Origin of the sequence: Rathayibacter sp. AY1C1, assembly GCF_002932105.1 — a bacterium.
Taxonomy (GTDB): Bacteria; Actinomycetota; Actinomycetes; order Actinomycetales; family Microbacteriaceae; genus Rathayibacter.
On sequence record NZ_PSWH01000041.1, the window covers coordinates 1 to 23676 of the forward strand.

Sequence of the window (23676 nt, forward strand, 5' to 3'; positions counted from 1 at the left end):
GTTCTCGGGGGGAGAGGGGGATTCTCGGGGGCGGTGCAGGAGGAGCGCTGCGGGACGCTCCTCCCCCGGCCCGTCGCGCGGGGGCGCTCCGGGCCGGGTGGAGAGGGGATCAGCTCGCGAAGGTCCAGGTGAGCGGGAGCGAGGCGGACAGGCCCTGGTAGGCGTTGGTGGCCGACGAGTCGAGGGTCACGGCGATGGAGAAGGGGGTGGAGGTGCCGGGGGTGACCGGGGCGGTGTTGAGGGTCTTGACGGCCGAGCCGGCGAGGGTCGCGGCGGTGCCGGTGAAGACGGTGGTCCCGCCCGAGGTGATCACGACGTTGAGCTTGCCGCAGAAGTCGGTGGCGGAGCCGGAGGCGCCGGCCGCGACGTTGTTGCTCTGCGAGCAGGTGGCGCCGGGGGTCAGCGTGAAGGTGTTGGCGTTGACGGTGCCGGTGTTCTTCAACGTGATCGCGGTGGTGACGGTCTGGCCGGGGACCATCGTGGTCGATCCGCCGAACTTGTTGATGGTCGCGCAGGTCGCGGTGTTGGTGCTGATCGAGCCGCCGTCGGTGCTGAGGCAGGTGATGGGGCTGGCGCCGGTCGACTTCTCCTCCATGACGAGCGAGCCGGAGGCGGCGGTGTTGCCGGTGTTGGAGATGCTCGCGACGAAGCCGGACAGGGTGCCGGACATCGAGACGGAGAGGAGAGCGGCGGCGGCGATGCTCGTCGCGATGGCGAGGGGAGCGAAGCGGACGCGCTTGGACTTGGCGGTGTGGGTCGACATGGCAGGACTCCTGATCGGGTGGGGCGGGCTGATGCTGAAGGGGGAGGGTCCGGCTGGTGATCCGCCGAACTCGATTGACCGCTAAGTTACTTGACGACCAAGATACATTGCAATCGTTCTTTTACCCCCTGTCCGGGTGACAGGCCGGGACCCCCGAGGGCGACCCGTACGATGACCCCAGCCCTACCCCGAGAAGGACGAATGACCACCGAGAGACCGACCCCGCGCGACGTCGACCAGGACGCGCCCGCCGTGCAGCTGCGGCAGTCGCTCCGCCTGCTCGAGAACGCGCAACGGCACCTCCGCGCGAGCATCGCCGCGGGCGTGGGCGTGGGCATCTCGGAGCTCACCGCGCTCGAGGTCCTCGGCGAGTCGCCCGACCTCACGCCGAAGTGGCTGGGCCTCGAGCTCTCCCTCTCGACGGGCGCCGTGACCGCGCTCCTCGACCGGCTGGCGACCGCCGGCCACGTCGACCGGCTCGCCAACCCGCAGGACCGCCGCAGCGTCCTCCTGCGCCTCACCGCCTCCGGGGAGCAGCTGCTCGCGCAGGTGGACGAGCGCTACGACGAGGTCAGCGCGGAGGTGCTGAAGGCCTCCCCCGGGCTGAACGGCATGGCGGACGACCTGGCGCGTGCCGCCGCGGTCATCACCGCGCACACGATCCGCTGATCCGCGCCAGTCGCTAGGAGTCCAGCGCCCGGGTCAGGGTCCAGACGTTGCGCCCCTCCGAGCGCTCGTGCTCGAACGTGGTCGTCAGAGCCTGGATGAGAGCGAGCCCGCGGCCCGACTCCGCGAAGACGTCCGGCATCTCCCGCGGCCCCGTGCCGATGTCCGGCGGATCGGCCGTGTCGACCAGCTCCGCGTGGATCGCGTCTCCCTCGACGCGCACGACGAGGCGGCAGACGATCGTCGTCGTCGACGTCGCGTGCTGGATGACGTTGTCGACCAGCTCGACCAGCGCCGTCTCGACGGCCATGCGGTCGCGGGCCGGCAGGTCCGGCCGCTCGCCCCAGAGCCCGGCGAGCATCTCGTGGACGACCTCGGTGTCGTCCGGGGGCGTGCGGAACCCGACGCTGCGCTCAGTCACGGTACGCGTCGCCGGCCGTGTCGAAGAGGGTGAGCACCCGGTCCAGATTGGACAGCTGCAGCACCATCACGACCTGCTCGCTGGGCGCCGCGATCCGCAGGTCGCCGCCCGCCTGCCGCGCGGTCTTGAGAGCGCCGACCAGGGCGCCGAGGCCGGAGGAGTCCATGAACGTCACCGCGCTGAGCTCGACGACGATGCGGGGGCTGCCCTCGTCGATCGCCCGGCGGACGGCCGAGCGCAGCTCCGGAGCCGAGGCCGCGTTGAGCCGCCCCTCCCCCCGCAGCACGGCGATGTCGGGGGCGGTCGTCTCGGTCGTGAACGTCATGCGGGGTCCTTCTCGGCGGAGCGGTCGGCGCCCGTGCGGGTCAGCACGAGGGCGGTGATGTCGTCGGACGCGGAGCCGGAGGCGGCGAGCGCCTTCAGCGCCTGCAGGAACGCGGCGGTGTCGGCGGAGTCGCGGGCGAGGTCGACCGCGCGCGCCAGGGACTGCAGCGTCCCGTCGTAGAGGTCGAGGACGCCGTCGGTGAAGGCCAGGAGCGAGTCGCCGACCGCGAGCTCCACGGTCTGGGTGATCCAGCCGCCGTCCTCCGCGATGCCCAGCGGGAGGCCCAGTGCCGCGAGCCGCTGGAACGAGCCGTCGGCGCGGAGGAGGACGGTGAGCCCGTGGCCCGCGTCGACGAAGTCGATCCGGCCGGACGCGGTGTCGAGGCGCCCGTGGAAGAGGGTCGCGAAGGTCTCGGTGGCCGTGAAGTCGTCGTGCAGCTGGGCGCTCACCGCGCTGACGACCGCGTCGGGGTCGCCGCCCAGGCGCGCCCGGAACGCGGAGCGGATCGACGCGGCCACGATCGCCGCCGCCGTCCCCTTGCCCATCACGTCCACGAGGGTCAGGTCGACCGTCTCGTCGTCGCCGCGCCAGCTGTAGAAGTCGCCGGTGATCGTCCACCGCGGCAGCGAGAGCCCCGAGAGCTCGTAGCCGGCGGGGTGGTGGAGGGAGGAGGGAGCCATCTGCGTCTGCATGTCGGCGGCGCGGTCGCGCTCCGCCGTGTCGCGCAGCTCCCGCTCGACCCACTCGCCGAACTCCTCGAGCAGCTGCCGCTCGTCCGGGGTGAGGCTCCGGGGCACGAAGTCGATGAGGCAGAGGGTGCCCAGCTGCAGGTCGCCCTCGACCGACAGCGGCCGCCCGGCGTAGAAGCGGACGTGCGGGTACCCCGCGACGTGCTCGTGCCCGGCCCACGCCTCGTCGGCGCCGAGGTCCGGCACGACGAAGGTGGTGCGCTTCTCGAGCGTCGCGTCGCAGAAAGTGCCGGCGCGCGGGTAGGCGAGCACGGCGTCCGGACGCTGCGGGGACTTCGTGAACAGCGTGGTGTCGTCGAGGAAGTGGATCTCGGCCACGGGCACGCGGAACAGCTCCTCGGCCATCCGCGTGATCCGGTCGAAGCGCTCCTCCGGAGCCGACCCCATCATCTCGAGCGCCTCGAGCGCCACCAGCCGCGGATCCTGCTCGGCCTCGATCATCCGTGCCCCCTTCCCCCTGCGCGCCGCGCCGGGACTCCCCGGAGCGCACACGCACCTCCGACCGTATCGCCCCGCTTGACGGGTGGGGGACCTTCGGCGCCTCTGTACCCCTCACGGGGTACGGCTGTCGCAGATCGCGCGGTCGGGAGCGTCGGCGGTGGCCGATCCCGGCCGTCCTCGCCTCCGCCTCTTGCCGCCGGACGGAGCGGACCCCTACTCTTCACCCGACGTTCCCCCGGCGACCCGCGAGCACCCGAAGCCCGCAGGCTCGTGGGCGTCGCCTCAGGAGCGCCCGTGCCCACCCAGCCGCGTCCCCTCCGCCGATCGCGCGCGGAGACGAACCGACCCTCTCGATCCGACGCGCCCCGGCGCGGGAGCCCGCTCGCTGCGGCGCTCCTGCTCGTGACCGTCCTGATCCTCCCGCTCGCCGCCGCGCCCACCGCGTCCGCCGTCGACTCGGCGGGCGACGAGTACGACGCGATGCGCCTCGCCCTCGTCGCCGATCTGACGGGCACGATCCCGGGAAGCGGGAGCGTCGGCGGCCTCGCCGCGGCGAAGGGCCGCCTCGTCGCCGAGGCCGAGGGCTACTGGTCGACGCTCGAGACCGACGGCGGCGAGCCCTGGCCCGATCTGGTCACGGGCACCTCGGCGGTGGAGGTGTGGGCCGCCTACAAGCGGGTCACCGTCCTCGCGACCGCGCTGAAGACCCCCGGCACCGCCCTCAGCGGCGACCCGGCGCTCCTCCGCGACGTCGTCACGACCGCCGACTGGCTCTCGGCGAACCGCTACAACCGCTCCACCACCGGCACCTCCCGCTGGTGGGAGCAGCAGATCGGCATCCCGCTCGAGCTGAACAGCATCACCGCCCTCCTCTACCCCGACCTCTCGGCGGCGCAGGTGCAGGCCTACCTGTCGGCCTCGACGCGCTTCGCCGACACCGTCACCCGGACCGGCGCCAACCGCGTCTGGACGGCGGCGGTGATCGCCGGGCGGGCGGTGCTGCTGAAGCAGCCGGCGAAGATCGCGGAGGCGGCCGCCGGCATCGACCCGGCGCTGAGGACGGTGGCGTCCGGCGACGGCTTCCACGCCGACGGCTCCTTCGTGCAGCACAGCGTCTTCGCCTACAGCGGCGGATACGGGCTCTCGATGCTCGACACCCTCGACGACCTGTACTCGCTGCTCGACGGCTCCCGCTGGGAGATCACGAGCCCGGAGGGGCTCGGCGTGTACGACCGGCTCGCCTCCTCCTTCGCCCCCGTCACCTGGTGCGGCGCCGTGATGTCGACGGTCCGCGGCCGCGAGACCGCGCGGGCGGAGTCGGAGGACGGCGACGTCGGCGTCCAGCTGCAGGCGGCGGTGCTGCGCCTCGCCGACAGCGCCCCTCCCTCGGCCAGGACACGGACGAACGCGCTGGCGAAGAGCTGGCTGGCCTGCAACGCCGGCAGCCCCGTGAGCATCGAGACGGCCGGGTCCGTCAGCGACGTCGTGCGCGCGCGGCTCGTCCTCGCCGACACGGGCCTGATCGCGACCCCGATCGGCTCGGGCGTCCGGGCCTTCGCCGGGATGGACCGCTTCACGCGGACCACGGCGACCTCGGGCTTCGCCGTCGGCCTGTCGAGCACGCGGATCGCCCGCTACGAGTCGCTCAACGGCGAGAACCGCAGCGGCTGGTACACCGGCGACGGAGCGACGTCGCTCCACCTGGGCAGCGGGCGCCAGTACGACGACGGCTACTGGGCCACGGCGAACCCGTACCGGATGCCCGGCACCACCGAGGACACGATCGTCCGGAGCGCGGGCGAGGGCGCGTCGTCCCGCCCGACGACGACCTTCACCGGGAGCCTCGAGAGCCCGTCGCGGCGGACGGGGATCGCGGCGCTCGACTTCGACGCGGCGTCGGTGAGCCTGGTCGCGAAGAAGGCCTGGTTCACCTTCGACGACGAGATCCTCGCGCTCGGCTCCGGGATCACGGCGACCGACATGTCCGGGACCGGCTGGGACGGGGCGCGCCGGCGCGCGGAGACGGTGATCGACGACCGCCGCGACGTCGCTCCCGATGCGAGGCTCCGCGTCGACGGCGTCCTCCGCGGTGCGGAGGCGACCGCCACGAGCACCGCCCGCTGGGCCTCGATCACCGGCTCCGCGGAGTCGGTGGGCTACGTCTTCCCGTCGCCGATCGCCCTGACCGCGCAGGGACGGACCCGCACCGGAGCCTGGAGCGCCGTGAGCGCCGCCGGTCCGACGGCGCCGGTGACCGGCCACTACTACTCCCTCACGACGAGCCACGGCACGAACCCGACCGGCGCCTCGTACGCGTACACGGTCCTCCCCGGCGCCTCCGAGGCGGCGACCGCCGCGTACGCGGTGGACCCGGACGTGACCGTGCTCAGCAACACCCCCCAGCTGAGCGCCGCCCGCGACCGCTCGACCGGCACCGTGAGCGCCGTGTCGTGGAAGGCCGGGACCACGAGCCCCGTGCTCGTCGGAGGCACCCGGGTCGCGAGCATCACCGGCGCCGGACTGGTCTCGATCCGGGAGGACGCGGACACGGTGACCGTCTCGACGGTCGACCCGACGCAGGTCTCGACGAGCGCGCTCACCGTGACGCTCGCGCGGCCGACCGCGGGCACGGTGTCCTCGAGCGCCGCCCTGAGCGTGACGAGCAGGACGAGCACCGCGACGACGATCACGTTCCGGCCGAGCGGGCTGAAGGGAGCGACGGCGTCCATCGTGCTCGCGAAGAGGGCCGCCACTCCGGTGCCGACGGCCACGCCCACGCCGACCGCCACCGCCACGCCGACCTCGACCTCCACGCCGACCGCCACCGCGACTCCGCTCGCCGCCGTCGGGGCCGGCACCCACCAGAACGGCTCGCCGGCCGTCGCCGTCACGGGTACCTGGTCCACGACCTCCTCCTCCGCGGACAGCGGCGGAGGCGTCTCCTTCTCGTCGACAGGGGGCGCCTCCGCCACCCTCCGCTTCACCGGCACCGGAGTCTCGTGGGTGAGCCGCCGGTCCAGCACGTCCGGGATCAACGAGGTCCGCCTCGACGGCGTCCTCGTGGCCTCGGTCGACCGCTACAGCGCCACCACCCGCTCCGCCCAGACCGTCTGGACCAGCGGGACCCTGCCCGCCGGCACCCACACCGTCACGATCACCCGCGGCAGCACGCGGAACCCCGCAGCGACCGGTGGCAACCTGATCCACGACGCCTTCGTCGTGAGGGGCTGACGGCCCGGCTATCACCGGCCGCGGTGCCTGGCCAGGCCCTCGCTCGGCGGCGGGCGGGCCCGTAGCGTCGCCCGGACCGATCGACCCGCCGGGGTCACGACGAGAGGACGCGCCATGAGCAGCACGAGCGACATGATCCGGAGCCACCCCGAGGAGCTGCGCGGCGTCGATCCGGAGGTCCTGGCCGAGTGCATCGACGCGTGCGGCGCCTGCGCGCTCACCTGCACCGCCTGCGCCGACGCGTGCCTCGGCGAGGAGTCGGTCGCCGAGCTGGTCCACTGCATCCGCACCGACCTCGCCTGCGCCGACGTGTGCGCCGCGACCGGCGCCGTGCTCTCGCGCCGCGGCGTCGTCGGATCCGCGGCCGTCCGCGCCCTCGTCGAGGCCTGCCTCCTGGCCTGCCGCGCCTGCGCCGACGACTGCGAGCAGCACGCCGGGATGCACGAGCACTGCCGGATCTGCGCCGAGGCCTGCCGCCGCTGCGAGCAGGCGTGCGAGAGGCTGCTCGCGCAGCTCTGAGCGCGGGCTCCACCGCGGGACGCCGGCGGAAGACCTCCCCCACCGGATTCGACGGGCGGCTGTCAACCGTCCTGCCTCGAGCGTCCGGCGCTCCTACGGTCGGTGGCGAGCACGGCGTCGCCGGGGCGCCGGAGCGATCGCAGGCGGTCCTTCCGTCCCCGACGATCCGCAGACGCTCGAGATGGAGGACGACCGTGGCCCAGACCAGCACCGAGCGCGACCGCACCGCGCCCGACCCCGACGACTCCCGCAAGCCCGACGGACCGACCGAGGTCACCAAGCGCTCCTGGGGCTACGTCCTCAAGAAGACGCTCCGTGAATTCGGCGCCGACCAGTGCACCGACATCGCGGCCGGCCTCACCTACTACGCCGTCCTCGCGCTGTTCCCCGGGCTGCTCGCGATCGTCTCGATCCTCGGCCTCTTCGGCCAGGCCGAGACCACGACCGACACGGTGCTCGAGATCGCCGGCGGATTCGTGTCGGCCGACGTCCTCGACACGGTCCGCGGCCCGATCCAGGAGCTCACCTCCAGCCCCGCCGCCGGTCTGGCCTTCGTCACCGGTGTCCTCGGCGCCCTCTGGTCCGCCTCCGGCTACGTCGGCGCCTTCGGGCGCGGGATGAACCGCGTCTACGAGATCGACGAGGGCCGCCCGATCTGGAAGCTGCGCCCCACGATGCTCGCCGTCACCCTCGTGACGGTCCTCCTGCTCGTGATCGCCGGGCTGATCCTCGTGCTCAGCGGACCCGTCGCGCAGACCATCGGCGACGCCGTCGGCCTCGGCGAGGTCGCCCTGACCGTGTGGAGCATCGCCAAGTGGCCGGTTCTGATCGCGATCATGGTCGTGATCGTTGCGGTCCTTTACCACTGGTCCCCCAACGTGCGGCAGCCGAAGTTCCGCTGGACCAGCATGGGCTCGATCCTCGCCCTCGTCGTCTGGGCGCTGGCGTCGGCCGGCTTCGCGTTCTACGTCGCCAACTTCAGCAACTACAACAAGACCTACGGCGCGCTCGGCGGCGTGATCGTCTTCCTCCTCTGGCTCTGGATCACGAACCTCGCCCTGCTCTTCGGGGCGGAGTTCGACGCCGAGCTCGAGCGCGGCCGCCAGCTGCAGGCCGGCATCGAAGCCGAGGAGCACATCCAGCTCCCGCCCCGCGACACCCGGCAGAGCGACAAGAAGGCGGAGAAGCACGCCGAGGACGTCGCCGACGGCCGCGAGCTCCGCGAGAGCGCCGGGCGCCCCCAGCGGTGATCCCGATCGGGCGGGACCTCGGGGCCCATTAGGGGAGCCGCCTCCCCGCGGCAACCCTCTTGAGGGCCCGCGGGCGGCGCGCGGAGGCTGGACGCATGCGGAAACTGCACTACTCCAGCGGCCACCTCCTCGTCGGCGACCTGACCTGCAAGGCGGTCCTCCGGTACGCCCGGGCCCTCGCGGACGTCAACAAGTCGGACGTCGTCTCGGTGCCTGTCCTGACCGAGGGCGGCGGCCGCGCATACGCCCACCTGCTGATCGGGCCGGCGAGCCAGCTCTGGTCGCTGCCGATCGACAGCAGCGAGGTGGAGGAGCCGGACGACGCGGAGGTCATCGCCCACATCGAGCTCGAGACGCGCCGCATGCAGCCGGCCCGCCCCTCCTGGAGCGAGGAGATGACGGACATCCCGCCGCTGGACTTCCTCGAGTACACGGACATCGCCGACCTCGAGGACGCTCGGCGCGACCCGATGGACTAGGCCGCCGCCGGCTCCTCGGTGGAGCGGGAGTCGCTGAGTGACAGCGAGCCGATCGTCGCGATCACGCCGACGAGGACCGCCACGACCAGGAAGGCGACCCGCTCACCCGCGAAGAAGCTCCGGACGAGGTCCGCGCTCCACGCGCCCGCCGGGAGGGTGGTCGCCACCAGTGCGGCGATCAGCGTGCCGACGACGGCCGTGCCGATGCTGGTGCCGATCTCCTGGGCCGTGTCGTTGAGCGCCGCACCGATCGACGTGCGGTTCGCGGGCATCGCCTCGACGAGGGCGACGGCGCAGATGGTCATGATCGTCCGCAGGCCCACCGTCATCACGACCATCATCACGGCGATCGCGAGGTAGCCCCGGTCCACCGCCCAGGACATCCCGAGCAGCGCGCCGACCAGGAGCCCGGTGCCGATCAGGCAGGCCGCGCGGTGCCCCAGCTTCGCGGCGAGGCGCTCGGTGATCGGAGTGGCGGCGAGCATCGTGACGATGACGGGCAGGTTCGCGAGGCCGGCGCGCACCGGACTCCAGCCGTAGGCGTACTGGAAGTGCAGGATCAGGCCGAACAGGACGCTCGCGAAGGCGACCGAGGCGCCGAGCTGCGTGAGCGCCGCTCCCCGCGCGGGGCCGGCGCGGAAGATCGCGAGGTCGATCATGGGCGAGACGGCGCGGCGCTCGCGGACGACGAATCCCGCGACGGCCGCGACGGTCCCCGCGGCGCAGGCGATCGTGAGGAGCGACAGCCAGCCGTTCTCGACTCCGCTGGTGAGTGTGTAGCAGCCGAGCCCCACCGCGGCGACGGTGAGGGCGGTCCCCGGCAGGTCGAGCCGACCGGAGGTGAGGTCGGCGCGCTGGTCCGCGGGAACTCCGAGGCGCACGCCGATCCAGACCAGCAGCGCGATCGGGGCGTTGACGACGAGCAGCCACTGCCAGCTGACGGTGCTGAGGATCGAGCCGCCGAGGAGGGGGCCGAGGACCATGCCGGACATCCCGACGATCATCACGATCGTGATCGACCGCATGCGGAGCCTCTCGTCGTCGAAGAGCCGGAACACCAGCGACATCGTGACGGGCGCCATGGCGGCCGCGGCGCAGCCGAGCGCCGCGCGGAGGGCGATCAGCTGGCCGATGTCGGTGACGAGGACGACGGCGAGGCTGATCAGCCCGAACGCGGCGAGGCCGGTGAGGAGCACGCGGCGGCGGCCGAACCGGTCGGCGGCGGACCCGGCTGTCAGCAGCAGCCCGCCGAAGGTCAGGGAGTAGGCACCGGTCACCCACTGCAGTCCGGCGGTCGACCCGTCGAGTGAGCGTCCGATCGTCGGGAGGGCGATCGAGAGCAGCGTGTTGTCGACCATCTCGACGAAGAACGCGAGGCAGAGAGCGGCGAGCGGGAGTGCCGCGGAGCGGAGGGAGGTGTGAGCGCGGGACTCGGCGGAGGTGGTCGTCGGAGCGGACATCGAGGCGCCTTCCTATCGAACGCCGTTCGACTCTCGTACGGCGTTCGATAGTATGGAACGCCGTTCGGTAAGATGCAAGCCATGCCTGCAGATCGCCCGACGGAGACCGCTGCCGCGCCCTCCCCCGCCCGGGGCCGCCGCCGAGCGTCGCACTCGCTCGACACCGTGCTGGCCGAGGCGATCGCGATCCTCGACGAGTCCGGGGAGTCGGCCCTCACGTTCCGCGCGCTCGCGGCCCGACTCGGCGGCGGCGTGGCGAGCATCTACTGGTACGTCGGCAGCCGCGACGAGCTGCTGGAGCGGGCGACCGACGAGGTCATGGGTCGGGTCCTCGCAGACAGCGAGCCGCTCACCCACGGGCCGGACCCGATCGACAACGTCCGCGCCGTCGCACTGGCCCTCTTCGACGAGTGCGTCCGCCGACCCTGGTTCGGCCTCTACATGCTCCGCACGACCGGGGTGCAGCCCAACTCGATGGCGATGTACGAGCGCCTCGGGCAGCAGCTCATGGCTCTCGACCTGACGCCCCGGCAGCGGTTCCACGCCGTGTCGTCCATCGTCAGCTACGTCGTCGGAGTCGCGGCCGACCTGGCGCAGCCGCCGCCCCGCGAGTTCCTCGAGAGCGGGATGGAGAGGGGCGAGTTCCTCGAGCACCTGGCCGACCGCTGGCGCGCCCTCGATCCGGAGGAGTTCCCCTTCGGCCACCACGCGGCCGACGTCATGGCGACGCACGACGACCTCGACGTGTTCCGCTCCGGCCTCGACCTGCTGCTGGCCGGGCTCCGGCTGCAGGCGGGGCGGGGCTGAGGCCGGGTCAGCTCCCCGAGGTCCGCCGGATCGCGACCACGGTAACGTCGTCCGCCAGCAGCCCCTCGGCCGCCAGGCGGGTGACGCCGGCGACCGCGGCGGCGGCGGTCGCGGGGGCGGCGGTCGCGGGGGCGGCGACGGCCGCGTCGGCCACCCGGTCGAGGGCGGCGAGGGAGCCGTCGAAGAGGTCCAGCACGCCGTCGCTGCAGATCAGCAGCAGGTCGCCGGGGTGGAGCCGGAGGCCGGTCGGCTCCCACTCCTGCGTGCCGAGGAGGCCGAGCGGCAGGTGGGCGGAGGGGATGCGCTCGCGCGAGCCGTCGGCGCGGCAGACGATCCCGAGTCCGTGCCCGGCGTCGACGAGGGCGATGTCGCCGGTCGAGGCGCTGAGCCGCAGGTGGAGGAGCGTGACGAACGCGTCGTTCGCCGACAGGTCCGGCTCGACGACCCGGTCGATGAGCGCCATCGTCGCCGCCGGGCCGAGGGCGGGAGGGGTGACGCGCAGGGCGGCGCGGACCGTGGCGGCGATCATCGCGGCGCCGACGCCCTTGCCCATCACGTCGGCGACGGTGACGGCGAGCCCGTCGGGCGTGCAGCGCCAGTCGAAGAAGTCGCCGCTCACCGTCCCGCTGGGCACGCAGGCGCCGGCGACGTCGTAGCCCGGGAGGTCCGGGACCGAGCGGGGCTCGAGCCGCCGCTGCACCCTCTCGCCGTCGGCGAGCTCCTGCCGCGAGCGGGCGGCGCCGGCGGTGAGCATCTGCGCGACCTGCTCGCCGCTGAGTGACGCCATGCTGAACGACACCACGACCAGCAGCACCAGCGTGATCAGCGTGGTGGTCGGGGTCCCGAACCAGGTCGCGAACAGCTCGCTGCGCAGCCCCGCGGCCAGGAACACGGCGAACCGGAGCGCGTAGTAGAGGGAGAGGGCGCCGGAGCTCAGCAGCAGCGGCCAGCGCGTGCGCGAGCGCCCGGCGCCGAGCAGCGTGATCTCGCGGGTCGACAGGCCGATGAGGAGCGCCATCGAGGCGAGGTAGAGCAGCCCTCCCGACCAGTCGTTGACGGCGGGAGAGTCGAGGCTGGACACGCCCGTCACCACCACGGTCGGAGCGACCACCAGCCACCACGGCGTCGGTCGGCCGCGGAGGGAGCGGCTCGCCGCCCAGACCGCGGCGGCGCCGGCCACGATGAGCCCGTTCCCGAGCGGATTCGCCCACACCTGGTCGGCCGTGCCGTCGCGGAGGTAGGCGAGCGAGCCGCCCATGAACAGCGCGAGCGCCGTGCACCACCAGAAGCTGAAGGACGAGCGCGTCGACCGGTAGGTGACCAGCGCGAACAGCAGGAAGAGGGTGAGGGCGGTGACCCCGAAGGCGACGCGGAGGGTCGTGGCATCGAGCAAGGCGGGTCCGTGGCCCTTCCAGGAGACCGAGCGGCGGAGCGGCGGACGGGCGCCGTGATCAAGGGGATCCTGGCACGGCGCACGGGCCGTACGCGGCGCGCCGTGGAGGCCGGCCCCGGGGATCCGCGGCAGTGCGGCCCGTCCGCCCACCCGACGGGGGGAGCAGGAGGGGGGGGCTCGCACGTTCGAGGAGAGACCACCGCCCTCGCGCTCGATACAGCATCGCGTGTACCGTCGCTCCCGTGCCCGCCACCGCGACCCTCACCCACTCCGCTGCTCTCGCGCGCCTCGGATCCGCCCTGGCCGACGAGACGCGGTCCCGGATCCTGCTCGCGCTGCGCGAGGCTCCGGCCGTCCCCTCCGACCTCGCGGACGCGCTCGGGGTCTCTCGGCAGGTGATGTCGAACCAGCTCGCGTGCCTCCGCGGATGCGGGCTGGTCGAAGCCGTGAAGGACGGCCGGTACACCTGGTACCGGCTGGCCGAGACCCGGATCGCCGGGGCGCTCGACCACCTGCTCCGCCTGGCCCTGGTCGTCGATCCGGACTGCTGCTCCGGCGACGACTGCCGCTGCGCATGACCGCCCTGCGCACTCCGCTCCTCCCCGCCCGCCGCCGCGTGCTGCAGAGGCGCATCCGCTGGATCGTCGGCGCGACCATCGGCTACAACGTGGTGGAGGCGATCGTGGCCCTCGCCGCCGGGACGGTCGCCTCGTCCACCGCGCTCGTCGCCTTCGGCCTCGACTCCGTGGTGGAGGTGCTCTCCGCCGCGGCCGTCGCCTGGCAGTTCTCGGGCCGCGATCCGGAGGCGCGCGAGCGCACCGCTCTGCGGGTGATCGCCGTCTCGTTCCTCGGCCTGGCCGCGTTCGTCGCCGTCGACTCGGTCCGGGCGCTGCTCGGATTCTCGGAGGCCCAGCACTCCCCCGTCGGCATCGTGCTGGCCGCCGTCAGCCTGCTGGTGATGCCGGCGTTCTCCCTGCTCGAGCGCCGGACCGGCCGCGAGCTCGGCTCGGCCTCGGCCGTCGCGGACTCGAAGCAGACGCTCCTCTGCTCGTACCTCTCCGCCGCCGTCCTGGTGGGCCTGCTGCTGAACAGCACGCTCGGATGGACGTGGGCCGACCCCGTCGCCGGCCTCGTGATCGCCGCGGTCGCCGTCCGCGAAGGCCTGGAGGCCTGGCGCGGCGAGACCTGCACGACGCCGATCGCCGCGCTCACGAGCGAGGACTCCGAGGCCTGCGGCTGCTGCTGACGGGGCGGTGCTGTTCCCTCGAGGAGGGCGGGCTGGGACGCTCCCCCGGACCGGTCGCGACGGCCGCGCGTCGGATCGCGCGCAGCCGTTGCACGCGGCGTGGGCCGCGGGCAGGCTGAGGCGCATGTTCGTGGTGGATCCTGGACCGTCCGAGGAGTTCGAGCTTCCGACGCCCGACGAGGTGACGGCACGCTTCGGCGGGCCCCTCTTCGCGCTGACGCCTCAGCCGTCGATCGAAGAGCTCGGCGTCTCGACCGTGAGTACCACGTCGGAGGGGCGGACCCACCTCGAGTCCGCATCCCTCTCCTACGCTCTGTGGCGGAATCCGGACGACCGCAGCGATCCGGTGAACCTGGCCGACCTCGACGACGACCTGCGGGCCGAGCTCGACGGGCCGCCGCGTCGGCCGCTCCCCGACAGCCTGATGAAGGTCCGCGAGCAGATGAGGCACCCGATGCTCTGGGAAGCCGTGAGGACCACGGTGCCCCTCGACCCCGACGGGCCCTGGGCTACTCCCGAGCAGGCGCTGGTGCAGCACCTCGAGTACGTGCTGATCAATCAGTTCCGGAACGAGCGGGTGCGCGGCGGCCTGCCGGGAGACCTGCTCGGGCCCGTGACCGAGTCGGCCGTCGAGCACGGCGTCCCGGTCCTGGTGGACGGCGTGGCGCGCGACGGGATGCGCGTGGACACCGACGCCCTCGTGGTCGGCCTCGGCGTCGCGTTCGAGGACCGCGTCCTCACTGCGGTCTTCGCCCGCGCCGAGCTGCCCTACCTGGAGACAACTTTCATCACGAGGCCTGCGGCCCTCTAGACGCCCGGCAGGTGGGTCTCGACGGGCGCTAGGAGGGGCGTCCGACCGCCACATCCCTCCTCCGAGCCGCGTCTTCTGGTCGGTGAGCTCGACGGATCGGCCGGGAGCGATCGCGGGGCGCCATACTGACCGGATGGATCGAGCGGAAGCCGACGAGCGGCGTCGGCTCAGAGCGCGGCGGAGCGAGCTGCGCTCGCGGATCGACGCGGATCCGCTCGCCCTCGAGGCGCGGCAGCTGCTCGCGCAGACCTATCGCGACGAGGGCTACGACGATCAGGCCGGCCGCTGGGGCGTCCTCGTGCCCGGGTGGACGACTGCTCGCGAGCGCCGGCTCTTCGTCGCAGTGATGGAGCGGACCGGAGCGAGCACGGAGGAGCGCCTGCGGAGACTGCTGGCGCTTCCGCCGGAGTCGCCGCTGGACCTCGGGGATCTCGGGGAGCTCATCGCGGACTTCGAGGCGAAGCAGGCCGAGGTCGAGCGGCCGCATCCGGACCTCGACGGGTGGCGGTGGATCGCGAACACCGGGCGGATCCTCTGCGGGATCGCACTGGTGCATGCGGTCGCGGCGATCCAGATGCTGCTGTTGGAGGCTCCGATGGAGGAGTTCCTCGTGGCCGCCCGACTCCTGCTCGTCGGAGTCGCGGCGCTGCTCGTCCTCTCCGCCGCCTTCTTCACGGCGGTCGCGGTCCTGCAACAGCGTCGCCGCCGACGGGAGAAGTGAGCGGCGGCGCTGTCGGACGGGCCTCGAGCCGTACACATGCCCGCGCTCAGGCCTCGAAGGGCAGCCTCTGCACCTGGCTGATCAGCGGCTCGGCGAATCCGGGAACCCGCACGACGATACGGAGGGCGGAGTAGGCCGCGGTGAGCGTGGCGGGGATCCGCGCCCGGAAGATCCCCGACGCGTCGGTGCTCGGTCGGAAAGCCGTGACCCAGGCGTCCGTGCCGCGGGGAACGCCCTGGAACTCGAACTGCTGCTGGAGCGGCGTCCCGTCGCCGGCGAGGAGCTCCAGGAAGACGTCGCCCGAATCGCCCACGCCCGTGAAGAAGACGTAGAGGGTGGGAGCCGCCGAGGTCGACGCCATCGCGGCGGGAGCGCCGACGACGGCGATCACGACCGGAGCGGCCCACGCGGCCTGCACCAAGGAGCGGCGCCGCGGATCGGCGACGGCGGGGCGGTCGGAGCTGAGCGGCATGCCGGGTCCTGTCGGATCGGGAGGGAGGCGCGGAGTCGCTGCGGAGAGCGGCCTCCCCAGTCTGAGGTCAGCCGCCCGCTCGCACACGGATCAGGGCACCCCCCGTTCAGCACCGCGGAGACGCCGATCAGCCGACATCCCGGCATCCCCTCACCGACCGCCGGCCCGCGCCTCGACGACGTGCCGGCACCCGATCCCGCCGCGCTCCAGCTCCTCGCGCTCGCGGCGGAGTTCGACGCGGACTCGCCGCGCCTCTGCCAGCGGCAGCACCGCCTCCGGATCGACGGTCGCCAGCAGGAGCGCCGCCCGCGACCTCGCCGCCACCCGCACGTCCAGGCACGGCGTCTCCTCGGCGAGCCCGAGCAGCGCGGCCACCAGCAGCTCCAGCTCGACCGCAGTCGCGTGGAGCACCAGCACCCGCGAGGCCGGGCTCGACGGGCGGCGGACCAGGAGCGTCGCTCCGGTCATCGTCGCCGCCCCCCCCCTGCCCGGGACCGGTCCGGGACGTCCGCCCCGCCTCGGCCCTCGGCGACCGCCCGCGCGACGTCGGCGTGCACGCATGGGGTTCCTTCTCTCGTCCTGCTGCGGCGCGAACTGCACCGCACCTCCATCACACGACAAGGGCACCCGGGCCGGGGAGAGGGTTGCCACGCGCGCGTCGGCGGGTCAGGAGGCGCCGGGGATGAGAGGGTTGCGCGATGTCCACTGCGAGCGTGCCGTCGCCGCGCGCCGGAGTCCGGACCCGGCGCTTCCGGCGCCTCGCCCGCACGGGCTTCGCCGTCAACGGACTGATCCACCTCCTGATCGGCGGCCTCGCCCTGCGCGTCGCGGTGAGCGACGAGACCTCGCGGGAGGCGGACGCGTCCGGGGCGATCGGGCGCATGGCGGACTCCCCCGTCGGGCTCGTGGTGGTCTGGGCCGCGCTGGTCGGGCTGGTCGCGCTCGGCCTCTGGCAGCTCTCCCTCGGCGGGCGCTCCTCCGCGCCGGGGCTCCCCGCCCGCCTGGGCCGCCGGATCGTCGAGTCGGGCAAGGGCTTCGCCTCGCTCACGCTCGCGGGCACCACGCTCGTCTTCGCCCTCGGCGGTTCGACGAGCTCCTCGGCCACGATCCGCCGCATCAACACCGAGCTGCTGACGAGCACCGTCGGCGTCGTGATCCTCGTGATCGTCGGCGGGATCGTGCTGGGCAGCGGTATCGGCTTCGTCGCGATCGGGATCCGGCGCGGCTTCCGCAAGCTCGTCCGCATCCCCGAGGGCCCGACGGGGACGGCAGTGCTGATCCTCGGCGCGACCGGCTACATCACGAAGGGGCTCGCTCTGGGCCTGGCCGGCGGGATCTTCGTGGTCGCGGCGCTGACCGGCGACGCTCGCCAGGCGACCGGGCTCGACGGGGCCATCCACTTCCTCGACGTCCCTCCGTACGGCACGATCGCCCTGACCCTCGTCAGCGCGGGACTGGTCATGTACGGGCTGTTCCTCGTCGCCCGGGCGAAGCTCGCGAAGCTCTGAGCCGGCGCGGCAGTCGTTCACAGTCGCCACCCATATCGCTGAGTATCGTTCGGAGAAACAGGAGGTCATCATGAACGGATCGTCATCGACCGGCGCGTTCGGCACCGGCACGCCCATCGAGAGCATCTGGCGCGCGATGGAGCAGGCCCGCTCCCGCATGGAGAAGCGCGTCGGCTCCCGGGTCGGCCGCGGGGACGTGCGCACCGCGGTGCTCGCGCTCCTCGCCGAGCAGCCCATGCACGGCTACCAGATCATCCGCGAGATCGAGGAGCGCAGCGGAGGCGACTGGAAGCCGAGCCCCGGCTCCGTCTACCCGACCCTCCAGCTCCTCGCGGACGAGGGCCTCATCACGGCCGACGAGCAGAACGGCCGCAAGACCTACACGCTGACCGACGCCGGCCGCGCGACGGTCGCCGAGCACGGCACCTCGACCCCGTGGAACGACTCCGACCACGTCGACTTCGGCGCCCTGCCCAAGGCGGGCCTCGAGCTCGCCCAGGCCGCGGCCCAGGTCGGACGCTCGGGCACCCCCGAGCAGATCCGCAAGGCCGTCGCCGAACTCGAGGACGTGCGCCGCCGCCTGTACGCGATCCTCGCGCAGGACTGACCCGGGTGGCCTCGGTCAGCCCGGGTCCTGCCGCCCCGGGCCACCGAGAGCGGGAGGACCGGCGGCGCTACCGCCGGATCCTCCGCTTCGCCGCGTGGCATCTCGCGGTCACCTGGTTCTTCGACCTGCTCCTGCCGCGGGTGGGGCTCACGCGCGTCGCGCTCCGCACCCGGCCCGGCCGGATGCGCCGCTTCGCCCGCAGCTTCCACGTGCTCGCGGTCGATCTCGGCGGCCTGATGATCAAGGTCGGCCAGTTCATGTCGTCGCGCCTGGACGTGCTGCCGCCCGAGATCACGCGCGAGCTGGAGGGGCTGCAGGACGAGGTCCCGCCCGTCCCGTTCCCGCGGATCCGGGCGCTGGCCGAGTCCGAGCTCGGGCTGCCGCTCGAGCGCGCGTACGCCGGAGTCGACGAGTCGCCCGTCGCCGCCGCCTCGCTCGGCCAGGCCCACCGCGCCCGGCTCTCCCCCGCCGACGCCGAGGACACCGGCTACTCCGCGGCCATCATGAAGGTGCAGCGGCCGGGGATCGACCAGATCGTCGAGGTCGACCTCGCGGCTCTGCGCCGCGTCGGCGGCTGGCTCAGCCACGTGCGCCTGGTCTCGGACCGCGTCGACGCCCCGGCGCTCGTCGAGGAGTTCGCGGTCACCAGCCTCGAGGAGATCGACTACCTGCAGGAGGCGGCCAACTCCGTCCGCTTCGCCGCGGACTTCGCGGGCGACGCCCGGGTGGCCGTCCCGGACGTGGTCTGGGAGCGCTCGACCCGCAAGGTCCTCACGCTCGAGGACGTCACCGCGATCAAGATCACGGACCACGCCGCGCTGCTGGCCGCCGGGATCGATCCGCGGGAGGTCGCTCCGGTCTTCGCGGCCGTGATGTTCGACCAGCTCTTCACCAACGGCTACTTCCACGCGGATCCGCACCCCGGCAACGTCTTCGTCACGCCGACCCCCGGGGGCGAGCTGCCCTGGCGCCTCACCTTCATCGACTTCGGGATGATGGGCGAGGTGCCGCCGAGCACCCGCGCGGGACTGCGCCGGATGCTGATCGCCGCCGCCTCCCGCGACGGCAAGGGGCTCGTCGACGCGGCCCGCGCGGTCGGCGTCCTCCTCCCCTCGGCCGACTCCCGCGAGCTGGAGCGGGCGCTCACGCAGCTCTTCGCCCGCTTCGGCGGCATGGGCTTCGCCGAGCTGCGGGAGGTGGATCCGCGCGAGTTCCGCGACTTCGCCGTGCAGTTCGGCGACGTCGTGCGCGCGCTGCCGTTCCAGCTCCCCGAGAACTTCCTGCTCGTCATCCGCGCGATGTCGCTGACCTCGGGCGTCTGCAGCGCGCTCGACCCGGCCTTCAACCTGTGGGACTCGGTCGAGCCCTACGCGCAGCAGCTGATCTGCGAGGAGCGCGGCTCCGTCGTGCAGGACGTCGGCAAGCAGGCCGTCGACACGCTCGGCCTGATCTGGCGCCTGCCGCGCCGGCTCGACGAGCTCGTCACGACCCTCGACGACGGCGAGCTCGCGGTCACCGTCCCCACCATCGAGCGCCGGCTGAACCGGCTCGAGGGCACCGTCCGCCGCGTGATCTCGGCCGTGCTGTTCGCAGGCCTGCTGATCGCGGGCGCCGTCGTGCGCCCGGACGACAGCGGCTTCGGCACGGTGCTGATGATCGCGTCGGCGCTGCCGCTGCTGCACGCCCTGCTGGCCCGCGGCCCGCGCGGCTGACGGCCGCCGTCGGGCCGCGGCTGCCGCGTCGCATCCGTCACCTCCTCCGCCCACCTCACCGGCGGCGCGGTCGACATCGGCTACACGGACGCGGACAGCTGGCTCGCGCAGCACGGCACCGACTACGGGCTCTGTCAGATCTACGCGAACGAGATCTGGCACTTCGAGCTCGCCACCGAGCCGGGCGGCGACTGCCCGGAGCAGCTGCCCGACGCGAGCGCGACCTGAGCGGCTCTCCCGCGCTCCCGGGATCCGATGCGTCGCGAAGGGTCGTCATCGGAGGCGAAGGGGAGCCGTTCGCGACGCATCGATCGCGCAGGTGGCCGGGCTCAGCGGCTGGTGAGCAGCTCGACGAACTCGTCGGCCATCGCGAGCTGGGCGCTCAGCGCCTCGCGGCGCTCGCGGGCCTGCGCGACGAAGGCGTCGAGCTGCGCGCGGACCTCGGCCGGCGCGTCGTCGCCCTCGGCCTCGAGGGTGTCGATCACGCGGAGCAGCGCGGCCATCTCCTCCAGCGAGAAGCCGAGCGGCTTCATGCGGCGGATGAGGATCAGGCGGTCGTAGTCGGTGGACGTGTAGAGGCGGAAGCCGCCCTCGGTGCGGCCGGACGCCTTCACGAGGCCGATCTCGTCGTAGTGGCGCAGGGTCCGGAGCGAGAGGCCGGTCCGCTCGGCGAGCTCGCCGATGTGCATGGTGCCGATCCTGCTCACCCCTTCAGATCTACCCTTACGTGAGGGTAGGGTTGCCCGTGCTGCTGACACGCCTCTGCAAGCTTGGCATCCCCGCCCGCTTCCGCCGACCCGATGCCGCAGCCCTCCGCGCTCCTCGTCGAGCACCCCTCCCACTCCCTGGAGCCGCCGCGATGGCCCTCGCCTCGAAGACCCCTGCCCGCCCTCACGCCGAGCCCACCGTGATGACGGCGCTGCGCACCCCCCGCATCCTGACCCGCGAGGTCCTCGCCGGCCTCGTGGTCGCGCTCGCGCTCATCCCCGAGGCGATCTCGTTCTCGATCATCGCGGGCGTGGATCCGCGGGTCGGCCTCTTCTCGTCGTTCGTGATGGCCGTGTCGATCGCGTTCCTCGGCGGCCGCCCCGCGATGATCACCGCCGCCACCGGCGCCGTCGCCCTCGTGATCGCCCCCGTCGCCCGCGACTACGGGATGGACTACTTCATCGCGACGGTGATCCTCGCGGGCGTGCTCCAGATCGTGCTCGGGCTGCTCGGAGTGGCGAAGCTCATGCGCTTCATCCCCCGCAGCGTGATGGTCGGATTCGTGAACGCGCTGGCGATCCTGATCTTCTCGGCGCAGATCCCCAACCTGATCGGCGTGCCCTGGCTGGTCTACCCGCTGGTCGCCGTCGGCATCGTGATCATGGTCGTGATGCCGCGCCTGACGAAGGCCGTTCCGGCGCCTCTCGTCGCCATCGTCCTGATCACCGCGGCGGTCGTCGTCACGGCGGTCGCCGTCCCCACCGTGGGCGATCAGGGCGAGCTGCCCCGCAGCCTCCCCGAGCTGTTCGTGCCGAACGTGCCGCTGACCTGGGAGACCTTCACGACCATCGCGCCGTACGCCGTCGCGATGGCGCTCGTCGGACTCCTGGAGTCGCTGATGACCGCGAAGCTCGTCGACGACATCACCGACACCCCCTCCCGCAAGACCCGCGAGTCGCTCGGGCAGGGCGCCGCGAACGTGCTCTCCGGCCTGTTCGGCGGCATGGGCGGCTGCGCGATGATCGGCCAGACGATGATCAACGTGAAGGCGTCCGGCGCGCGCACCCGCATCTCGACCTTCCTCGCCGGCGTGTTCCTCCTGATCCTCGTCGTCGCGCTCGGCGACCTCGTCGCGATCATCCCGATGGCCGCGCTGGTCGCGGTGATGGTGATGGTCTCGGTGGCGACGTTCGACTGGCACAGCATCCGCCCGTCGACCCTGAAGCGGATGCCCGTGGGCGAGACGGTCGTCATGATCGCCACGGTCGTCGTGGTCGTCCTCACCCACAACCTGGCGATCGGAGTCGTCGTCGGCGTCCTCGCCGCCATGGTCGTCTTCGCCCGCCGGGTCGCCCACTTCGCCACCGTCGAGCGCACCCTCTCGGCCGACGGATCGACGGCCCACTACACGGTCACCGGCGAGCTGTTCTTCGCCTCCAGCAACGACCTCACCACGCAGTTCTCCTACGCGGAGGACCCTGCGCACGTCGTGATCGACCTCTCCGGCTCCCACATCTGGGACGCCTCGACCGTCGCCGCGCTGGACGCCGTCACCACCAAGTACGAGCGCCACGGCACCCGCGCCGTGATCGAGGGCATGAACGACGCCTCCACCCGGATGCACGGCCGCCTCGCCGGGAACCTCGGCGCGGGGCACTGAGGGTCGGGGCTGCGGGACCACACGCGCAGCCCCTCAGAGCGGCGCGAGCACCAGCGACCAGAGCCAGCGCCCGCCGACGACCCGGTGCACGACCACGAACAGGGCGGTGATCGCGAGTCCGACCGGCAGCAGCACGGCGCCGGCCGCGAGGCGGTCGGCGGGCACGGCGAGCAGCAGGCCGAGCGGCACCGACGCGCAGGCTGTGACCAGCGCCGCGACGAGAGCGGCGCGGCGGTCCCGGGTCGGCTGCGGCACGACGCCGATCCGGCGCCGGACCAGCCGGTGGGCGAGGGCCCACGCGGCCGTGGTCCCGAGGGCGGTGCCGCCCGCGATCGCCGGCACGACGAGTTCGGCAGGCAGGAGGAGCCCGCCGACGAGCGCCCCCACCGCGACGCCGACGGCCGAGACGACCTGGGTCGCCAGCGAGTCGCGGGCCCGACCCAGCGCGAACATCGCCCGGTTGAGGACGTAGGTCTGGCTGAAGCCGACCAGGCTCAGGGCGAGCAGCTGCAGGACTCCGCCGATCACCGGTGTGCCGAAGACGAGCTGCGTGAGCAGTGGCGCCGCCGCGACGAACAGGAGCGTCGCGAGCAGAGTGACGGCGAGCACCGCGTCCTCGGTCCGTCGGAGGTTCACCGCCGCGGCCGCCCGATCGCCGCGGTGCAGGTCCCGGCTGAGCGGCGTGAACATCGCCGTGGCGACGGAGACGACCAGGATGCCGTGCGGCAGCAGGAGCAGCAGCTGCGCGCTCGAGAAGGAGTTGAGGCTCGGCCCGTCGACGCCGGCGCGGTTCATGGCCTGGCCGGCCGCCGTCGCCGCGTTCGAGACGACGATGTACGACACCTCTGCGACGAGGGCGCCGAGGAACACCCAGACCGCGTCCCGCGACACTCCGCCGAGCCCGGCGACGCCGAAGCGCGGCCGCAGGCGGACGCCGACGGACCGCGAGAACGCGACCGCGATCACCCCCTGCACCACGATCGCCGTAGTGGCAGTGCCGCACAGGAGCGCCACCATCTCCGGCGTCCACTCGTCGGCGGGTGTCGACGCCGCCTCGGGGTGGATCAGGAGGAACACCGCGATCCCGAGCACCGAGATCACGTTCGCGCAGGCGGGCGCCCACGCGCCCGGCCCGTACTTCTCGGCGGAGTTGAGCAGCTGCGAGAAGACGGCGAAGACGATGTAGAAGAAGATCTGCGGCAGGCACCAGTAGGCCATCTGGGTGGCGAGCAGAGCCCAGTCGGCCGACCAGCCCCCGGCGTAGAGCCCGACGATCAGCGGCGCCGCGAGCGTGCAGGCGGCCGTGAGGAGCGCCGCTCCGCCGAGGCAGACGGTGAGCAGCCGCTCGAGGGTCCGCACGCCCTCCGGTCCGTCGGCCCGCGCCCGGACCATCTGCGGCACGAGCACCGCGCCGAGCACCCCGCCCGCGATGAGCCCGTACAGGTAGGTGGGCGCGGAGTTCGCGACCTCGAACACCTGCCCGCCGACCGACGCGCTCGTGCCGCCGACCGCCACGATCAGGAGCGCCAGCCGGACGAACCCGAGGATCCGCGAGACGAACGACGCGACCACCATCCCCCCGGTCGCGCTGCGCATCCGGGCAGCATAGGCGGTGCGACCCGGGTCGCTGCCCTCCGCGGCGCCCACCGGGGTCGATGCGTCACGAACGGTCGTCACGGGCGCGGGAGAGGGGCCGTTCGTGACGACCGTTCGTGACGCATCGACCC

The 23676-nt window shown here is 73.0% G+C and carries 24 protein-coding genes; 14 read left to right on the plus strand and 10 right to left on the minus strand.

Features of this window, described 5'->3' with window-relative positions; all coding sequences use genetic code 11:
• Positions 1–109: 109 nt before the first annotated feature.
• Positions 110–763 carry a hypothetical protein gene (locus C5C71_RS15280; RefSeq protein WP_104224276.1) on the minus strand — a complete coding sequence of 218 codons (654 nt, stop codon included), beginning with the start codon at positions 761–763 and terminating at the stop codon, positions 110–112.
• Positions 764–964: 201 nt separating this feature from the next.
• On the opposite strand from C5C71_RS15280, the gene C5C71_RS15285 reads away from it, so the two are divergent.
• Positions 965–1432 carry a MarR family transcriptional regulator gene (locus C5C71_RS15285; protein ID WP_104224277.1) on the plus strand — a complete coding sequence of 156 codons (468 nt, stop codon included), beginning with the start codon at positions 965–967 and terminating at the stop codon, positions 1430–1432.
• 13 nt (positions 1433–1445) lie between these two features.
• Here C5C71_RS15285 and C5C71_RS15290 read toward each other — a convergent pair whose 3' ends face one another.
• From C5C71_RS15290 to C5C71_RS15300, 3 genes are read right to left on the minus strand one after another with little or no spacing between them, the layout of a single operon-like run.
• Positions 1446–1850 carry an ATP-binding protein gene (locus C5C71_RS15290; protein ID WP_104227126.1) on the minus strand — a complete coding sequence of 135 codons (405 nt, stop codon included), beginning with the start codon at positions 1848–1850 and terminating at the stop codon, positions 1446–1448.
• A complete protein-coding gene (locus C5C71_RS15295) occupies positions 1843–2175 on the minus strand; it encodes an STAS domain-containing protein (protein WP_104227127.1) in 333 nt (110 codons plus the stop codon). Before C5C71_RS15295 ends, C5C71_RS15290 begins: the two co-directional genes overlap by 8 nt.
• Positions 2172–3365, minus strand: coding sequence for a PP2C family protein-serine/threonine phosphatase (locus tag C5C71_RS15300; RefSeq protein ID WP_104227128.1), 1194 nt, complete (start codon positions 3363–3365; stop codon positions 2172–2174). The genes C5C71_RS15295 and C5C71_RS15300 overlap by 4 nt, the downstream gene beginning before the upstream one ends.
• A 402-nt stretch (positions 3366–3767) precedes the next feature.
• On the opposite strand from C5C71_RS15300, the gene C5C71_RS15305 reads away from it, so the two are divergent.
• From C5C71_RS15305 to C5C71_RS15320, 4 genes are all read left to right on the plus strand, one after another.
• Positions 3768–6596, plus strand: a complete 2829-nt coding sequence (locus C5C71_RS15305) for a polysaccharide lyase 8 family protein (protein WP_146084495.1) — start codon at positions 3768–3770, stop codon at positions 6594–6596.
• Between the two features lie 114 nt (positions 6597–6710).
• Complete coding sequence (locus tag C5C71_RS15310; RefSeq protein WP_104255963.1) at positions 6711–7115, plus strand: four-helix bundle copper-binding protein; 405 nt, start codon at positions 6711–6713, stop codon at positions 7113–7115.
• 194 nt (positions 7116–7309) lie between these two features.
• The gene (locus C5C71_RS15315) at positions 7310–8365 is read left to right on the plus strand and encodes a YihY/virulence factor BrkB family protein (protein WP_104338014.1); all 1056 of its coding nucleotides are present in this window, start codon (positions 7310–7312) and stop codon (positions 8363–8365) included.
• A gap of 95 nt (positions 8366–8460) precedes the next feature.
• Complete coding sequence (locus C5C71_RS15320) at positions 8461–8844, plus strand: hypothetical protein (RefSeq protein ID WP_104227132.1); 384 nt, start codon at positions 8461–8463, stop codon at positions 8842–8844.
• Here the strand turns inward: C5C71_RS15320 and C5C71_RS15325 are convergent.
• The gene (locus C5C71_RS15325) at positions 8841–10304 is read right to left on the minus strand and encodes an MFS transporter (protein ID WP_104269623.1); all 1464 of its coding nucleotides are present in this window, start codon (positions 10302–10304) and stop codon (positions 8841–8843) included. The two genes, C5C71_RS15320 and C5C71_RS15325, sit on opposite strands and share 4 nt — an antisense overlap.
• 81 nt (positions 10305–10385) lie before the next feature.
• On the opposite strand from C5C71_RS15325, the gene C5C71_RS15330 reads away from it, so the two are divergent.
• Positions 10386–11111 carry a TetR/AcrR family transcriptional regulator gene (locus C5C71_RS15330; RefSeq protein ID WP_219812210.1) on the plus strand — a complete coding sequence of 242 codons (726 nt, stop codon included), beginning with the start codon at positions 10386–10388 and terminating at the stop codon, positions 11109–11111.
• Between the two features lie 7 nt (positions 11112–11118).
• Here the strand turns inward: C5C71_RS15330 and C5C71_RS15335 are convergent, their stop codons facing one another.
• Entirely contained in the window at positions 11119–12504 is a 1386-nt protein-coding gene (locus tag C5C71_RS15335) for a PP2C family protein-serine/threonine phosphatase (protein WP_104338015.1), read from the minus strand.
• 242 nt (positions 12505–12746) lie between these two features.
• On the opposite strand from C5C71_RS15335, the gene C5C71_RS15340 reads away from it, so the two are divergent.
• The 4 genes from C5C71_RS15340 (at position 12747) to C5C71_RS15355 (ending at position 15282) form a co-directional block, all read left to right on the plus strand.
• On the plus strand, positions 12747–13082 hold the full coding sequence (locus C5C71_RS15340) for a helix-turn-helix transcriptional regulator (RefSeq protein WP_104234042.1): 336 nt from the start codon (positions 12747–12749) through the stop codon (positions 13080–13082).
• Positions 13079–13750: a cation diffusion facilitator family transporter gene (locus tag C5C71_RS15345; RefSeq protein WP_104315489.1), complete on the plus strand. Its 672-nt coding sequence runs from the start codon at positions 13079–13081 to the stop codon at positions 13748–13750. The genes C5C71_RS15340 and C5C71_RS15345 overlap by 4 nt, the downstream gene beginning before the upstream one ends.
• Before the next feature lie 130 nt (positions 13751–13880).
• Complete coding sequence (locus C5C71_RS15350) at positions 13881–14561, plus strand: hypothetical protein (protein WP_146084496.1); 681 nt, start codon at positions 13881–13883, stop codon at positions 14559–14561.
• A 133-nt stretch (positions 14562–14694) separates the two neighbouring features.
• On the plus strand, positions 14695–15282 hold the full coding sequence (locus C5C71_RS15355; RefSeq protein WP_104338017.1) for a hypothetical protein: 588 nt from the start codon (positions 14695–14697) through the stop codon (positions 15280–15282).
• A gap of 46 nt (positions 15283–15328) precedes the next feature.
• Here C5C71_RS15355 and C5C71_RS15360 read toward each other — a convergent pair whose 3' ends face one another.
• Both C5C71_RS15360 and C5C71_RS15365 read right to left on the minus strand, forming a co-directional pair.
• Positions 15329–15754 (minus strand): hypothetical protein, encoded by a 426-nt coding sequence (locus C5C71_RS15360; RefSeq protein WP_104227139.1) that lies wholly within the window; start codon positions 15752–15754, stop codon positions 15329–15331.
• Between the two features lie 150 nt (positions 15755–15904).
• Positions 15905–16222 carry a hypothetical protein gene (locus C5C71_RS15365; RefSeq protein WP_104338018.1) on the minus strand — a complete coding sequence of 106 codons (318 nt, stop codon included), beginning with the start codon at positions 16220–16222 and terminating at the stop codon, positions 15905–15907.
• A gap of 230 nt (positions 16223–16452) precedes the next feature.
• Here C5C71_RS15365 and C5C71_RS15370 point away from each other — a divergent pair, with 230 nt between their 5' ends.
• The 3 genes from C5C71_RS15370 to C5C71_RS15380 all read left to right on the plus strand — a co-directional run bounded on the left by C5C71_RS15370 (position 16453) and on the right by C5C71_RS15380 (position 19581).
• Entirely contained in the window at positions 16453–17262 is an 810-nt protein-coding gene (locus C5C71_RS15370) for a DUF1206 domain-containing protein (RefSeq protein ID WP_104224291.1), read from the plus strand.
• A 70-nt stretch (positions 17263–17332) separates the two neighbouring features.
• Positions 17333–17869: a PadR family transcriptional regulator gene (locus C5C71_RS15375; protein WP_104224292.1), complete on the plus strand. Its 537-nt coding sequence runs from the start codon at positions 17333–17335 to the stop codon at positions 17867–17869.
• A 5-nt stretch (positions 17870–17874) separates the two neighbouring features.
• The gene (locus tag C5C71_RS15380) at positions 17875–19581 is read left to right on the plus strand and encodes an AarF/ABC1/UbiB kinase family protein (protein WP_104338019.1); all 1707 of its coding nucleotides are present in this window, start codon (positions 17875–17877) and stop codon (positions 19579–19581) included.
• A gap of 329 nt (positions 19582–19910) precedes the next feature.
• Here the strand turns inward: C5C71_RS15380 and C5C71_RS15390 are convergent, their stop codons facing one another.
• Positions 19911–20270, minus strand: a complete 360-nt coding sequence (locus tag C5C71_RS15390; RefSeq protein ID WP_104227142.1) for a MerR family DNA-binding transcriptional regulator — start codon at positions 20268–20270, stop codon at positions 19911–19913.
• A 170-nt stretch (positions 20271–20440) separates the two neighbouring features.
• Between C5C71_RS15390 and C5C71_RS15395 the strand changes: the two genes are divergently transcribed.
• Complete coding sequence (locus C5C71_RS15395; RefSeq protein ID WP_104338020.1) at positions 20441–21949, plus strand: SulP family inorganic anion transporter; 1509 nt, start codon at positions 20441–20443, stop codon at positions 21947–21949.
• A 33-nt stretch (positions 21950–21982) separates the two neighbouring features.
• On the opposite strand, the gene murJ is transcribed toward C5C71_RS15395, so the two are convergent.
• The coding region (gene murJ / locus C5C71_RS15400) for a murein biosynthesis integral membrane protein MurJ (RefSeq protein ID WP_219814203.1) at positions 21983–23676 on the minus strand (1694 nt) is incomplete at its 5' end.

Bases quoted from the DNA above. Each gene is read 5' to 3' on its own strand.
- C5C71_RS15345 (WP_104315489.1), top strand. From the start codon at position 13,079: ATGACCGCCCTGCGCACTCCGCTCCTCCCCGCCCGCCGCCGCGTGCTG.
- C5C71_RS15360 (WP_104227139.1), bottom strand. From the start codon at position 15,754: ATGCCGCTCAGCTCCGACCGCCCCGCCGTCGCCGATCCGCGGCGCCGC.
- C5C71_RS15365 (WP_104338018.1), bottom strand. From the start codon at position 16,222: ATGACCGGAGCGACGCTCCTGGTCCGCCGCCCGTCGAGCCCGGCCTCG.
- C5C71_RS15355 (WP_104338017.1), top strand. From the start codon at position 14,695: ATGGATCGAGCGGAAGCCGACGAGCGGCGTCGGCTCAGAGCGCGGCGG.
- C5C71_RS15325 (WP_104269623.1), bottom strand. From the start codon at position 10,304: ATGTCCGCTCCGACGACCACCTCCGCCGAGTCCCGCGCTCACACCTCC.
- C5C71_RS15310 (WP_104255963.1), top strand. From the start codon at position 6,711: ATGAGCAGCACGAGCGACATGATCCGGAGCCACCCCGAGGAGCTGCGC.
- C5C71_RS15370 (WP_104224291.1), top strand. From the start codon at position 16,453: ATGTCCACTGCGAGCGTGCCGTCGCCGCGCGCCGGAGTCCGGACCCGG.
- C5C71_RS15300 (WP_104227128.1), bottom strand. From the start codon at position 3,365: ATGATCGAGGCCGAGCAGGATCCGCGGCTGGTGGCGCTCGAGGCGCTC.
- C5C71_RS15330 (WP_219812210.1), top strand. From the start codon at position 10,386: ATGCCTGCAGATCGCCCGACGGAGACCGCTGCCGCGCCCTCCCCCGCC.
- C5C71_RS15390 (WP_104227142.1), bottom strand. From the start codon at position 20,270: ATGCACATCGGCGAGCTCGCCGAGCGGACCGGCCTCTCGCTCCGGACC.
- C5C71_RS15320 (WP_104227132.1), top strand. From the start codon at position 8,461: ATGCGGAAACTGCACTACTCCAGCGGCCACCTCCTCGTCGGCGACCTG.
- C5C71_RS15285 (WP_104224277.1), top strand. From the start codon at position 965: ATGACCACCGAGAGACCGACCCCGCGCGACGTCGACCAGGACGCGCCC.
- C5C71_RS15295 (WP_104227127.1), bottom strand. From the start codon at position 2,175: ATGACGTTCACGACCGAGACGACCGCCCCCGACATCGCCGTGCTGCGG.
- C5C71_RS15395 (WP_104338020.1), top strand. From the start codon at position 20,441: ATGGCCCTCGCCTCGAAGACCCCTGCCCGCCCTCACGCCGAGCCCACC.
- C5C71_RS15280 (WP_104224276.1), bottom strand. From the start codon at position 763: ATGTCGACCCACACCGCCAAGTCCAAGCGCGTCCGCTTCGCTCCCCTC.
- C5C71_RS15375 (WP_104224292.1), top strand. From the start codon at position 17,333: ATGAACGGATCGTCATCGACCGGCGCGTTCGGCACCGGCACGCCCATC.